The organism is Hymenobacter defluvii (genome assembly GCF_017589435.1).
Lineage (GTDB): Bacteria > Bacteroidota > Bacteroidia > Cytophagales > Hymenobacteraceae > Hymenobacter > Hymenobacter profundi.
On record NZ_JAGETX010000001.1, the window covers coordinates 204,246 to 217,488 of the forward strand.

11 protein-coding genes and 1 pseudogene are annotated in these 13,243 nt (G+C 58.8%); 7 read left to right on the forward strand and 5 right to left on the reverse strand.

The genetic code is table 11. The features are described from left to right. Positions 1 to 151 precede the first annotated feature (151 nt). Positions 152 to 1,063, reverse strand: coding sequence for a LysR substrate-binding domain-containing protein (locus J4D97_RS00775; protein WP_073285409.1), 912 nt, complete (start codon positions 1,061 to 1,063; stop codon positions 152 to 154). An 88-nt stretch (positions 1,064 to 1,151) separates the two neighbouring features. Continuing rightward, the gene (locus J4D97_RS00780) at positions 1,152 to 1,292 is read right to left on the reverse strand and encodes a hypothetical protein (protein WP_179225616.1); all 141 of its coding nucleotides are present in this window, start codon (positions 1,290 to 1,292) and stop codon (positions 1,152 to 1,154) included. A gap of 448 nt (positions 1,293 to 1,740) precedes the next feature. On the opposite strand from J4D97_RS00780, the pseudogene J4D97_RS00785 reads away from it, so the two are divergent. Both J4D97_RS00785 and J4D97_RS23700 read left to right on the forward strand, forming a co-directional pair. After that, positions 1,741 to 2,115 (forward strand): annotated as a pseudogene (locus J4D97_RS00785) (integrase core domain-containing protein); the annotation flags it as partial. A 182-nt stretch (positions 2,116 to 2,297) separates the two neighbouring features. Beyond that, a complete protein-coding gene (locus J4D97_RS23700) occupies positions 2,298 to 2,426 on the forward strand; it encodes a hypothetical protein (protein WP_262490745.1) in 129 nt (42 codons plus the stop codon). A 142-nt stretch (positions 2,427 to 2,568) separates the two neighbouring features. Here the strand turns inward: J4D97_RS23700 and J4D97_RS00790 are convergent, their stop codons facing one another. Next, on the reverse strand, positions 2,569 to 3,309 hold the full coding sequence (locus J4D97_RS00790) for an SDR family oxidoreductase (RefSeq protein ID WP_208305959.1): 741 nt from the start codon (positions 3,307 to 3,309) through the stop codon (positions 2,569 to 2,571). A gap of 205 nt (positions 3,310 to 3,514) precedes the next feature. Between J4D97_RS00790 and J4D97_RS00795 the strand changes: the two genes are divergently transcribed. Further along, positions 3,515 to 3,793: a helix-turn-helix domain-containing protein gene (locus J4D97_RS00795; protein WP_208305954.1), complete on the forward strand. Its 279-nt coding sequence runs from the start codon at positions 3,515 to 3,517 to the stop codon at positions 3,791 to 3,793. Next, positions 3,694 to 4,530, forward strand: a complete 837-nt coding sequence (locus tag J4D97_RS00800; protein WP_347879310.1) for an IS630 family transposase — start codon at positions 3,694 to 3,696, stop codon at positions 4,528 to 4,530. The genes J4D97_RS00795 and J4D97_RS00800 overlap by 100 nt, the downstream gene beginning before the upstream one ends. Before the next feature lie 72 nt (positions 4,531 to 4,602). On the opposite strand, the gene J4D97_RS00805 is transcribed toward J4D97_RS00800, so the two are convergent. Continuing rightward, entirely contained in the window at positions 4,603 to 5,652 is a 1,050-nt protein-coding gene (locus J4D97_RS00805; protein WP_208305960.1) for a UDP-glucose--hexose-1-phosphate uridylyltransferase, read from the reverse strand. Between the two features lie 102 nt (positions 5,653 to 5,754). Further along, complete coding sequence (galK, locus tag J4D97_RS00810) at positions 5,755 to 6,945, reverse strand: galactokinase (RefSeq protein ID WP_208305961.1); 1,191 nt, start codon at positions 6,943 to 6,945, stop codon at positions 5,755 to 5,757. Between the two features lie 425 nt (positions 6,946 to 7,370). On the opposite strand from galK, the gene J4D97_RS00815 reads away from it, so the two are divergent. From J4D97_RS00815 to J4D97_RS00825, 3 genes are all read left to right on the forward strand, one after another. Continuing rightward, positions 7,371 to 10,460, forward strand: a complete 3,090-nt coding sequence (locus J4D97_RS00815) for a SusC/RagA family TonB-linked outer membrane protein (RefSeq protein WP_208305962.1) — start codon at positions 7,371 to 7,373, stop codon at positions 10,458 to 10,460. A 35-nt stretch (positions 10,461 to 10,495) separates the two neighbouring features. Continuing rightward, positions 10,496 to 12,052, forward strand: a complete 1,557-nt coding sequence (locus tag J4D97_RS00820; protein WP_208305963.1) for a RagB/SusD family nutrient uptake outer membrane protein — start codon at positions 10,496 to 10,498, stop codon at positions 12,050 to 12,052. A 72-nt stretch (positions 12,053 to 12,124) separates the two neighbouring features. Further along, complete coding sequence (locus tag J4D97_RS00825; protein WP_243900079.1) at positions 12,125 to 13,213, forward strand: glycoside hydrolase family 43 protein; 1,089 nt, start codon at positions 12,125 to 12,127, stop codon at positions 13,211 to 13,213. Positions 13,214 to 13,243 lie beyond the last annotated feature (30 nt).

The following is a 13,243-nucleotide window of genomic DNA, read 5'->3' on the forward strand; positions in this document are numbered from 1 at the left end:
CGCCCGGATGGCCGTGGCAGCAGTTGTTACGGCACCGGCAGACCTGTGCCATCGCCAATCTGCCGTTGGACGAACCACCCGGTTCACCTCCTGCTGTATAAGTACAGCCGCTGCCAGCTGACACCGAATGGTTATCCGGCATCGCCAGCCTTTATTTGGCCCCCTTGAATTGCCCCTGCACGAAGCTCAGAAACCGCTGGGCCGGCCGGGCCAGCACCTGTCCCTGCACCCAGAGTGCCTCGAACTGCCGGGCCAGGTGCAGCCCTTTGATGGGCACGATTTCGAGCAGTCCAGCCGCCAGCTCGCGGTCCAGGGCCCGGCGCGACACGAATCCCAGGGCCGCCGGCGCGGCTTCGAGGTAGCGCTTGATGGCTTCCGTATTGTCCAGGTAAAGGGCTACGGAAAGGCTGCTGAGCTTAATGTGCTGCGCCCGCAGAGCAAATTCGAGAATTTCCAGCGTGCCCGAGCCCCGCTCGCGCAACACCAGCGGGTGGGCCAGGGCCTCGGCCAAGGACAGCGGCGTGGCGAGCGGGGAACCGGGCGCGACGCGGCGCACGGCCACCAACTCGTCGGGCAGCAACGGCTCGTAGTGCAGGTCGTGGCTTTTGGTGCGGCCTTCTACAAAGCCCAAATCCAGCTCGCCGCGTAGTAGGGCATCGGCAATGCGCTCGGAATTGGCGTTCAGGAACGAGAGCTGCACCTGCGGGTAGCGGGCCTGAAAGGCGGGCAGCAACCCCGGCAGCACGTACTGGGCCAAGGTGGTGCTGGCCCCCAGGCGCAGGCGGCCGGCGGCCTCTTCGGGGTCACGCAGGGCCAGGAGCTGGTCTTCGAGCTGCTGCTGGGCGGCGGCGGCGGCATCGGCGTGGGCGTGCAGCAGGCGGCCGGCCTCGGTGAGGCTCACGCGGTTGCCGCGCCGCTCCAACAGGCGCTGGCCGTACTGGGCTTCCAGCTCACGAATGTGCTTGGTGACGGCCGGCTGGCTCACAAACAGCTCCTGCCCGGCCTTGGTAAAGCTCAGATGCCGGGCCACGGTGGCAAATACGCGCAGACGAAAATCGGACATGGCGGCAAGGTAGGCAGTTTGCTATAACCTCGGGGCGGACCCTCCCCGCTCATTTCGGGCACTCATCCGCCCACCCTGCCAACGCCGCTTACCGAACCAGCTTCTCCAGCGCGGCCTTGAACTCGGGGGTGTAGTACGCGGCCATGCCGTCGTGGCAGGTGACCACCTGGCCGTCGGGGCCGATGATGACGGTGGCAAGAATGGAGTTGGAATCGAATGGGGCAGGCACTTCGGCTTTTCAGAGGCCGATATAGTACAGCGAGGCGAGGCCCAGCGAAAGCCTGACGAAGCGGATACTACCTTCCCAAGGCGCTGGTTTACGCCGAGGTGCAGCAGGTTGATAGACACGAAGTAGGCGAGAAATTGGTCGGACGCATTTCGGAGTGGCAGACACAGGTGTTTCGGTGCGCCGGGCGGAGCCGTGCCGGCCGCCTCCCTTACCATCCAGACCAAACTCCTTATCTCTCCCTCAATGGTCTACACTCCGTCGGCGAGGTACGGCGTACGCTGGCGCAGTACCAGCAACGGCTCAAGTTACGGCCAACCAAATGAGTGTAGTAAGCAGGTATAGGGTAACCAGAGCGTGACGCTGACGCAGCAGCATTAGCACAGCTTACTGCCCAACGTCCGTTCTAATTTGGCAAAGGGCGTTTAACCTTTGTACTAAACTTTTAACCAAGGCCGAAGATGTCGTGGCCGTGATGCAGCGCTTACAGCAGCAGTTAGGCGTAGTACCTGAGCGCATCCAAGTCGACAATGGCAGCGAGTTTATCAGCAAGGCCCTCGACCGCTGGGCCTACGACCAGCACGTGACGCTGGACTTCTCTCGGCCGGGCAAACCGACCGATAATCCGTACATTGAGTCGTTTAACGGCAGCTTCCGCGATGAATGCCTGAACGTGCATTGGTTTCTATCGCTGACCGATGCGCAAGATAAAATTGAGCAGTGGCGCCAAGAATACAATGGCTTCCGACCGCACAGCTCGCTACAGAATTTAACGCCCGATGAGGTAGTGGCTGCGGCTACTACTGTCGAGCTTCAGAATGCCTGATGCTCCACTTTCAACCGGCCCAGTAAATGGGAGCAGGTCAGTTGCCGAAGCGATACGCAACAGACTGCGTCGCCACCCGCGAACTGGAATGCGCTCGAGAATGCTCCTCATGACTGACATGTATGGACCGGGCCTTGTCACGCCGGTGATGCTCAGCACGAACTGGCCAGCCCGTTTAGCTTTTGTGCCAACCTTTTACCCAAGGCCAAGTTTCGGACGCGGTGCTCGATGCGCCGGGCTCACTTATCATTCAGGAAGCGGGCAACCGGACGTTCTCGATGCAGACCGCGCTGCACGAGCTGCTAAAATAGCCAGCCTACCTACTATATTAAAGCGCCTGTCAGGCTGAGCTGGCGCAGCATTTTTTCGCGTGAGAAATCATATTTCTAACGGAAGATGCTGCGCCAGCTCAACCTGACAGGCGCTTTGAGCTACCAGATATGGACGACGTGCTTAAAACTCCTGCACCGTGGGGCGTAGCACAATTTCGTTGATATCTACCTCGGCGGGCTGCTCGATGGCGAACGCAATGGACCGGGCCACTGACGACGCTGGAATAGCCTGTTTGTAGAACTCTACCACGCCCTTGGCACTTTCCTCGTGCGAGCTGCCGTGCTGTAGCTCCGACTCTACCGCGCCGGGCTCGATGCTGGTGACGCGAATGCTGCCGCCTACTTCGTGGCGCAGCCCGTCGGATATGGCCCGCACGGCGTATTTGGTGCCGCTGTACACGGTGCCGCCGGGGCTGAACACTTTGATGCCCGCCACCGACGAGATATTGATAAAGTGCCCGGACTTTTGCTGCTCGAACACGGGCAAGGCGGCCGCGATACCGTAGAGCACGCCTTTGATGTTGATGTCAATCATGCTGTTCCACTCGTCCACCTTGGTGGCACTCATGGGCGCAATGGCCATCAGGCCGGCGTTGTTGATGATAACGTCGAGGCGACCAAACGCTTCTACAGCCTTATCAACCAAGGCTTTTACTTCTTCGGCTTTGGTTACGTCGGTTTGCAGAATCTCTACCTTTCCGCCTGCGGCGCGAATATCGGCAGCAATTTTTTCCAGGTTTTCGAGGCGGCGCGCGCCTAGCACTACGGCGGCACCTTTGCTGGCCAAATGGCGAGCCGTAGTTTCGCCCAGCCCGCTGCTAGCGCCCGTGATGACGACTACTTTATTTTCGATATTCTCCATGATGTTCCTCGTTTGGCCTCGCTTTACTTAAGGCGATGTAGGGGAGAACCGGTAGCTACAGCAATTGTTTCTTGGGTGGTGGTCTAATTTAAGGTGAGAGTGTAGTTATCGATAACGATTTTAATGCGGGCAGTATGGATTGCCAAACTTTTGCTAAGTAGCCATACAGAAGTAAGCGTATAGTGCGCAATTGGTAGCTTGCGGCATGCGACGACCTGCCACCGAGTTGAGTTCGGAAGAAGTGACGTGTTTGGAAGCGTGCAGTCAGCACGGACCGCACCCGCGCATGCGGCGGCGGGCGCTGGCCGTGCTGGGCCACCACCGGGGCCAGACGTTGCCGCAACTGGCCGCGCTGTTTGCCGTGCGTTACGCGACGGTACACGGGTGGGTGCAGGCCTGGCACCGGACCGGCCTGGCGGGGCTAGCCGAGGGCCGGCGCGCCGGACGGCCGCCCAAACTGGCCCCGGCGGCGCAAAAAAAATAGTCGCCTGGCTCGGGTCGGCCACCCAGCAGCTACGCCGGCTCGTGCCCCGCGTGGCAGCCGACCTGCAGGTGCGCGTAAGCGTGGGCACGCTGCGCCGGCTGGCGCGGCGGGCGGGCTATAGCTGGAAGCGCACCCGGCGTAGTCTCAAGGCGCGGCGCGACGCGGTGCTGTTCGGTTTTTTTCAGCAGGAGGTCCAGGCCCTGCACGCGCTGGAAGCGGCCGGCGCGCTGCGGGTCGTGTACGTAGACGAGTGCCGCTTCTCACGCCTGGCGCCGGTGCCCTATGCCTGGCAGGTGCGCGGGCAGGCGCCGGTCGCGCTGCCGGCCGAGCGCGGCGGCGGGGGCCACACCGTGCTGGGCTTGTGGCAGGCCAAGGCCCCGGGCCAGCCGCTGACCAGCTACGTGCTGCCCGGCGCGCTGACGGCCGACCTATTCGTGGCCGCGCTGGACGAGTACAGCCAAGCGCTGTCCGGTCCGACCGTGCTCGTGCTCGACAACGCCTCGGTGCACCGCGCCGCCTGCGTGCAGGCCCGCCACGGGGTGTGGGCCGCGCGCGGCTTGCGCTTACAATTCCTGCCTGCCTACTGCCCCGAGCTGAACCTGATCGAAATCCTCTGGCACCGCTGCAAGCACTACTGGCTCACCCCGGACGACTATCGCACCGAGCAAACCCTACGCGACAAGCTCGACTACCTCATGCCCAGAGTCGGAACTGAGTATACGGTTACTTTTAGCTGACCACTTAACGACTCGTTCAGCGTGGTAAGGTCCTTCACTGCGTTCAGGATGACAGACAGGGTTATTTATATCTTACAAGCCTGCCTTGTAATGTACTTCCGGCAGCTCGCGGAGGCGCTGGGCGGCGTACTCGGCGGTGATGTCGCGCTGGGCTTCGGCCAGCAATTCGTAGCCTACCATGAACTTGCGCACGGTGGCCGAGCGTAGTAGCGGCGGGTAGAAGTGCATGTGCAGGTGCCAGCTTTCGTGCTCCTGGCCGTCGGTGGGGCGCTGGTGCAGGCCGGCGGAGTACGGGAACGAGGTCTGGAACAGGTTGTCGTAGCGAATGGTGAGGCGGCGGATGATGTCGGCGAAGGCTGTGCGCTCCTCGTCCGATAACTGCGTGATATCCTGCACCACGCGGCGCGGGAGCACCAGCGTTTCGTAGGGCCAGGCGGCCCAAAAGGGCACCAGCACCACAAAGTGGTCATTTTCAACTACTACCCGCTCTTTGGTGCGCAGCTCTAGGGCCAGGTAATCGGCCAGCAGGGTCTTGCCTTGCTCCTTGTAATACGCTTCTTGCTGCACGGTTTCTTTGGCCGGGTCGCCGGGTACGTGGCGCTGCGCCCAGATCTGGCCGTGCGGGTGCGGGTTCGAGCAGCCCATCATAAAGCCCTTATTCTCGAAAATCTGCACGTAGTTGATGTCCGGCTGGGCGCCCAGCTCTTGGAACTGCTCCACCCACACATCCACTACCCCACGGATGGCCTCCACGCTCATCTCGGGTAGGGTGAGGTCGTGGCGGGGCGAGAAGCAAATCACGCGCCCTACTCCCGATTCGGCCTTGGCTTGCAGCAGGCCTTCCACGTTCAGGTCGCCAGCAGGTACGTCTGCTTGCAGGGCGGCGAAGTCGTTGTCGAACACGAAGGTGCCGGTGTACTGCGGGTTATGCTCGCCGTTGGCGCGCACGTTGCCGGGGCAGAGGTAGCAGGTAGGGTCGTAAGCGGGGCGCTCGGCCCGGTCGGGCTCTTCTTGCTGGCCCTGCCACGGCCGCTTCGAGCGTTGGGGCGAAACCAGCATCCACTCCCCCAGCAAGGGGTTGAAGCGGCGGTGGGGGTGGTCGTTAAAGTTGAATTCAGCCATAGCGGTCTGGAATCTGAAAGGTGAAAAACGGGCGCTATGAGGGCGCCGGTGAGGTAGGAAGCATACGCAGGCAGCGCTGCCTCCGCCGAAAATGGCAACAGGCTAGCGTCGGCTATCTGGCTTCCGCTCCGATTCTATGGTAGTTGGCAACGCTTCTACCCCGGCCACAATGGAGGTTTTGTACGTCTCCAAGTGCAAGCCTAGGCGGCTTTGGTATTCAGCCGCTGCCCGCTCGCAGAAACTGTCCACCAGCTCCGTAGGCACCAGGTTGATGGTGCAGCCGCCAAACCCGCCGCCCATCATACGGGAGCCCAGAATGCCGGGCGTTTCGCGGGCAATTTCCACCAGCACGTCCAGCTCGCGGCAGCTCACTTCGTAATCGTCGCGCAGTCCGGCGTGTGAGGCGTACATCTCCTGTCCAAATGCGGCTAGGTCGCCCTGCACCAAATGCTGGCAGGCGGTTTCTACGCGTTGGTTTTCCCGCACCACGTAGGTGCAGCGGCGGTATACTACATCGCCCAGCTCCTCGCGGTGCTGCTCTAGTTGTGCCAGGGTAGCATCGCGTAGGCTTTCGATTTCGGGGTAGTACTGCTGTAGAATCTGTACGCCCTTCTCGCACTCCTGGCGGCGGGTGTTGTACTCCGAGCTGGCCAGGGAATGCTTCACGCCGGAGTTGCACAGTACAATATGACAGGTAGCGGTGTCGAACGGGAAATACTCGTAGTCCAGCGAGCGGCAGTCGAGGCGCACTACGTGGTCGGCTTTGCCGAACAGGCTGGCAAACTGGTCCATGAGGCCGGAGCGCACGCCCGCAAACTGGTGCTCGGCCTGCTGCCCAATCAGGGCCAGCTCCATCCGACTGAAACCGGCAGCAAGCAGCTCATTCAGCGCAAACGCCAGTCCGCACTCCACCGCCGCCGACGACGACAAGCCAGCCCCAATGGGCACGTTGCCGCCGAAAGCACAATCGAAGCCCGGCACCGTAACGCCCCGCTGTTGAAATCCTGCCACCACACCTTTGAGGTAGTTGGCCCACTGGGTTTTGCCCGGCTGCACATCCTTCAGGTTCACTACGTAGTGCTCATCCTGATCTACGGAATATAAGCGCGCTTCCAACTGGTCATTCAGCGCCACGGCAAAGCAGATTTCCTTATCGATGGCTGCCGGCAACACAAAGCCGTTGTTGTAATCGGTGTGTTCCCCGATCAGATTGACCCGGCCCGGTGCTCGGACCAATAGGGGAGTAGCAGAAAAGTGTTGCCGAAAAGCGGCCTCAACGGTAGCTGAAAGCATATTACAGAGAGTAAATGGAACAGAAGGATGAATGCAAAAGAACAAAATTTACGCAAACGTTTGTCCGATTGTCAGTAAATAGTTCTCAAGAGTTGATAAGTCTTTTGTCAGTAGTGGTTTATGAGTCCGATACTTCCCTGTTAAAGACTTATAGAATGCTTTAAATTATAATTATTTAACGTAAAATGTTGACTTTAGCGCACTGAACACCTAAAATTGCATTTATTCTTTCGCGCAAGGTGGTATCCTTTGGACTCGCTTGGTTACCCGGTATCTTGGTAAATTCCCGTTATCAGTACGTTGATTTGCGCTCTAAAGCTTTTTTTTCTGCTTATGTGCAAACGTTTGCGAATATTTTATTGACGATTTATAAGCAAACGTTTGCAAGAAGTTTCCCATTCCCACTTCCCTTTTAGTTATCCCTCATGAAAAAGAATGTACGTTACCTACAGCAGATAGCGCTACCCTCGCTACTCTGCTGTTTGCCGATGACGTTGGCGGCCGCAGCGCCGCCAGTAGCACGCACTGCAACCCACGATGCGGTTGAAGTGGCTGATGTAGCCCTATCGGGCCGAGTAGTAGATGAAACAGGTACGGGCCTACCCGGTGTAAACGTAGTTGTAAAAGGTACCAGCAATGGCACCCAAACCGATGCTGATGGTAGGTATACTCTTACGGTACCAGACAATGCTACCGTGGTTTTTTCTTTCGTGGGCTACACCAGCCAGGAGGTAGCCGTGAATGGCCGTACTTCTGTTAACATTTCGTTGGCACCCGATGCCCAGACGCTGAACGATGTGGTGGTAGTGGGCTACCTCACGCAGAAGCGCGAGGATGTAACGGGCTCCGTGGCCACTACTACGGGCACAGAAGTGCGCCGCGCACCGGTAGCCACCGTAACAGAAGCCATTCAGGGGCGCTTGCCGGGTGTGCAAGTAACGAATTCGGGCGTACCCGGCCAGAGCCCCACGGTGAATATTCGGGGTATTGGCTCCATCAACAACGGCAGCAGCCCATTGTATGTGGTAGATGGCTTGTGGACGTTCGACATTCGCGACTTCAACCCACAGGATGTAGAAACCGTACAGGTGCTGAAGGATGCGGCCTCGCTGGCGGCCTATGGGGCCAGCGGCGCAAATGGCGTTATCATCATCACTACCCGGCGCGGGCGCTCGGGCGAGACGAAGGTGAACTTGAGTGCCTCGGGTGGTCCGCAGGTGATTGGCCGAACCTACGACCTGGTAGGAGCCGACCGGTGGCGCGAAATCAACAATCAGTCTTACGACAACGCCGGCCTGGCGCGGCAGCCTTTCGCTGCTACCGACAACGGCGTGAATACGGATTGGCAAAAGGAGTTGCTGCAACACGGCTCCGTGCAGAACTACGACCTGGGTTTTTCGGGTGGTGGTCCTAACTCCAACTTCCTGATTTCGGCTGGGTATTTCAACCAGAAAGGCATCATTGAAGGGCCAAAATTCGAGCGGTACAGCCTGCGCGTTAATTCGGGCTTTACCAAAGGTAAGCTGAAGGTAGGGGAGAGCCTGCTACTCACGCGGGCCAACCAAACCCGCCTAAACGGCGTGCCGTTCAACGACGTGCTGCGGATGCTGCCCGTGATTCCCGTGTATAATGAGGACAACCCCGGAGGCTATGGCTTCGGCAATACCAATGCCAGCACCTTTGGCACCAACCCTATTGCGCTGCAAAACCTGCTGAACGATACCAATACCCAAAATCACTTGCAGGGTAGTGTTTTCGGGGAGTTTTCGTTTACCAATTTCCTGCGCTACCGCCTCAACCTGGCTACTGACTACTACGCGTTTCATGACCAGGCCAAGCGGCAGTATGGGCAGTGGCGGCAAAACGACCCGCTGAACCCATCTAGCTTTGCCGAAAACCAGGGTAGCCGCTTCTTCGGCTTGGCAGAAAATACGCTGACGTTTGACAAGAGCTTTGGCCTGCACAACGTAACGGCCGTGGCCGGCTATTCCGAGCAGCGCACCGACTACAGCCTGACGCGTGGGATCAACTATGGCTACGGTACAGGGCCTACCTATTACTGGGCATTGGAAGCGGGTACGCAGAATCCGGCAGTGGAAGGCAATCAATACACCTTCACCAAGCGCTCTTACTTTGGGCAGGTTACCTACGATTACGACCAGCGCTACCTGCTGACGGGTGCCTACCGCCGCGACGGTTCTTCCCGCTTCGACCCGGCCAACAGATACGGTAACTTCTACGCCGCTTCGGCGGGCTGGCGTATTTCCAAGGAGCATTTCTTCGAAAACATCGGCAGTAGCATCAGCAATCTGAAGCTGCGCGCCAGCTATGGCTCCCTCGGCAACGACCAGTTGAATGGTCCTTACGGTGCTTCCTACCTCACTACGGCGGCTATCAACACCAACGTAAACTACCCATTCGGGCCTACCCAAACCATCGTAAACGGAAAGATTCAGACTCAGCTACCCAGCTTGCGCATTGGCTGGGAAGAGCGCCGGACCACCAACGTAGGTTTGGATATGGGCTTGCTGGAGGATCGACTGACGCTCTCGGCTGATTACTACGTTGCCCAGACACGGCAGGCGTTGGTAAACCCGGTGCCCCCAATTTTCCTGGGCAATGCCGGCACCGACCCCTACCAGCGTATCGGTCGTCTGGAAAACAGCGGTTTTGAACTTAACGTGGGCTATTCCGATACGCGCAGTGCATTCACGTATGGCGCATCGGCCAACCTGACGACCATTCGCAACCGGGTGGAGCAGCTAGGTGGTAATGGGCAGATTTATCAGGCCGGCCCGAACGGGGCGGCCCGCACCGAGGTGGGCTACGAAATTGGCTCCTTCTACCTCTATCAGTACGACGGTGTGTTTCAGACGGCTGACGAAGTGGCGGCCAGCGCCCAGCCAGAAGCCTCACCCGGTGATGCTCGCTACCGCGACATCAACAACGACGGTATCATCAACGACCTCGATCGTGTGCACGTAGGGCGGGTATTTCCAAAAATTCAGTACGGCGTAAACCTCACTGCGGGCTACGCGAATTTTGATATTGCCGCGCTGTTTCAGGGTGTGCAGGGCAACGATGTGCTCAACGTAGGAAAATGGTGGGTAGACCGCGGCGACGACAATAGCAACTATCGCAGAGACTACAACCCCTGGACGCTCGAAAACCCCACCAATACCCCGCGTGCAGTGAAATCGGGCGGCGGCGGTGCTGGTGCCTACTCGGCTGCCAACAACTCACGCATCAACTCCACGCGCTGGTTGGAAAACGGCTCCTACCTACGCCTAAAAAACTTGCAAATTGGCTACAACGTGCCCCAAACGGCATTGAACAAGGTGAAAGGCATCGGTAGCGTGCGCGTGTACCTAACGGGCCAGAACGTCTTCACCATCACCAAGTACAGTGGCTACGACCCCGAAACGCCGGGTGGCGGCAGCCTGGCCCGTGGCATCGACGATGGTACCTACCCCGTGGTGCGCTCCTACACGGCCGGCATCCAGCTGGGCTTCTAAGCGCGTCGTTTCATTCTATTCGCCTCTACTTTGTCATGAAATATCCTCTCTTTAAAATAACCGCGCTGGCGAGCACCTTACTGCTAACCACTGCCTGCGAAAAAGACCTGCTGGAACAGGTAAACCCTAACCAGCCGACCACAGCCTCCTTTTGGGCTACCAGTGCCGATGCCGTGCAGGGCGTGAATGCCTGCTATAGTGGCCTGCAACAACTGGGTACCTACCGCCGCTGGTACAATTTTGCTTATGATCTGCGCTCTGACGATGGCTTCAGCCAGAGCCCCTGGGGCGAACTGGCCGACTTCACCAAGTTCACGCAGGTGAACTACAACTTTGAGGTGTCGCAGAACCTGTGGCGCGATGGCTACCGTGCTATCTGGCGCTGCAACCAAGTGATTACCAATGTGCCCGCCATTGAAATGGATGCAAAGCTGAAAGCACGGGTAATTGCTGAAGCCCGTTTCCTGCGCGCTTTGTTCTACTTCAATCTGGTATCGCTCTATGGCAATGTGCCCCTGGCGCTGGAGCCCTCCACGCTGGACTACCGGCCTACCCAGGGTACCGAAGAGGCTGTATGGAACCAGGTGTACGCCGACCTGCTAGCCGCCAAACCCGACCTCGATGTTTCGTACACCGGCACAGATATTGGCCGGGCTACCCGCAACGCAGCGGCTACACTGCTGGGCAAAGCCTACATGCAAAACCGCCGCTGGGCCGATGCATCGGCCCAGTTTGCGGAGGTGATTAATTCCAATCAGTACTCACTCACCAATACCTACACCGACAACTTCCGGCACACAACGGAGAACAATTCAGAATCCATTTTTGAAGTGCAGTTCTCCGACGCCAAGCAAGGCGGCAACGACGGCGACGACGCTACCTCGTCGGAGGGGGGGCAACGGTCCCAGTTCTGGGGTGCGCCCGATGCCGGCGGTTTCGTAGATGGAGAGGTACGGCCCTGGGTGGTAACTGAATTTCTGAAGGAAGGGACTACGGCTGGTACCCGCGACCCGCGCTTGGCCGCTACTGTATTCTATAATCGACGGCAATTCTCTACTGCCTTACCGGCTGATGGTGACACGCTGGTGTATGGGGTAGGGTTCTTCACGCGCTATGACAAAAACGATAGGCGCAACCTTACTCGCGTGTACTGGCGCAAGTACCAGACCGACTACTATCGTAATTTCGAGAACTTCGACTCGCCAATCAACCACCGCGTGATGCGCTTTGCCGATGTGCTGCTGTTGCAAGCCGAAGCCCTGAACGAGCAAGGACAGACCGCCAACGCCATTCCGCTAATCAACCGCGTGCGGAGCCGTGCTACCCTGGCGCCGCTCACAAGTGGCAGCTTCGACCAGACCAGCTTACGCACGCAAATCATGCACGAGCGCGTAACCGAACTGACCGGCGAAGGACTGCGTTGGTTTGATTTAAAGCGCTGGAACCTGCTGAATAGCCAGAGCACAGTGGATCAGCTGAAAGCCCGCGATGCCGATTTCAACAACTTTGTAGTTGGCAAGAGCAACCTGCTACCCATCCCGCAAGTTGATATCGACGCGGCTGGTCTAACGCAAAATCCCGGCTGGCAATAGTAACACAGAGAGCCGCCGCGCCTGCCACGGTGCGGCGGCTTTTTTCTACCCCATCCTTCTATCTTCTTTTCTATGTTCGCAGCTATTCTTACTCGTCGGTTGCTGGTGCCTGGTATGTTGCTGGGCGTCCTGGCCTGCGGGGGCGGTTCGTCGTCGGACCCTGCGCCTGCGCCGCCTATCCTCCCGCCCGTTACGCCGCCTACCACTGGGGCTGCTACCTTCAAAAACCCGCTGCTCAATTCTGGCCCCGATCCGTGGGTGTATCAGAAAGACGGTTTCTACTACTACATGAGCACTTCGGGCGGCGACCTGCGCCTGCGTAAAACCGCGAAGATGTCGGAAGTAGGCTCGGCCCCGGAAAAGGTGATCTGGACGCCCAACGGCAGCTACCGCGACATCTGGGCACCGGAAATCTACTTCTTCGATGGCAAGTGGTACGTGTACTTCAGCGCCGATCCGATGTGCTGCGGCGGCCACCGCACCTGGGTACTGGAAAATCCGGCGGCTGATCCTACCACCGGCACGTGGTCGTTGATAGGCAAAGTAGCCACCTCCGACGATAAATGGGCCATTGATGGCACCGTGCTGGAGCAAAACGGCCAGCGCTACTTTGTGTGGTCGGGCCACAAGGACTTTGGCGGCGGGGTAGAAAACGAAACCCAACGCCTGTACATCGCCAAAATGAGCAGCCCCACGGCCCTCACCGGCGAGCGGGTAGAGATTTCGCAGCCTACCTACGGCTGGGAAAAAACCGGCTACCCCTTCGTAAACGAAGGTCCCGAAGCCCTGCACCACGGCGACAAAACCTTCATCGTGTACTCGGCCAGCCATTGCAGCACCGACGATTACGCCTTGGGCCTACTCACGGCCTCCAGCACCGCCGACCCGCTCAAACCCGATTCCTGGACTAAAACGGCTACCCCGGTCTTTACCAAAAATCCCGCTAACCAGGCCTACGGCCCCGGCCACAACGGCTTCTTCAAGTCGAAAGACGGCACCCAGGACTGGCTGATTTACCACGCCAATCCAATGACAGGCCAGGGGTGCAGCAACTCCCGCACTCCCCGCATGCAGCCCTTCGCTTGGAAGAGCGACGGCATGCCCGATTTTGGTACACCCGTAGCTCCTGGCACGGCGCTACCCGTACCCAGCGGCGAGTAACAACTTCTCCTACTCAGAAACACGAAACCC

Coding starts and splice junctions, on each gene's coding strand:
- J4D97_RS00775 (WP_073285409.1), bottom strand. CDS start 1,063: ATGTCCGATTTTCGTCTGCGCGTATTTGCCACCGTGGCCCGGCATCTG.
- J4D97_RS00790 (WP_208305959.1), bottom strand. CDS start 3,309: ATGGAGAATATCGAAAATAAAGTAGTCGTCATCACGGGCGCTAGCAGC.
- J4D97_RS00795 (WP_208305954.1), top strand. CDS start 3,515: ATGCGACGACCTGCCACCGAGTTGAGTTCGGAAGAAGTGACGTGTTTG.
- J4D97_RS00805 (WP_208305960.1), bottom strand. CDS start 5,652: ATGGCTGAATTCAACTTTAACGACCACCCCCACCGCCGCTTCAACCCC.
- galK (WP_208305961.1), bottom strand. CDS start 6,945: ATGCTTTCAGCTACCGTTGAGGCCGCTTTTCGGCAACACTTTTCTGCT.
- J4D97_RS00815 (WP_208305962.1), top strand. CDS start 7,371: ATGAAAAAGAATGTACGTTACCTACAGCAGATAGCGCTACCCTCGCTA.
- J4D97_RS00820 (WP_208305963.1), top strand. CDS start 10,496: ATGAAATATCCTCTCTTTAAAATAACCGCGCTGGCGAGCACCTTACTG.
- J4D97_RS00825 (WP_243900079.1), top strand. CDS start 12,125: ATGTTCGCAGCTATTCTTACTCGTCGGTTGCTGGTGCCTGGTATGTTG.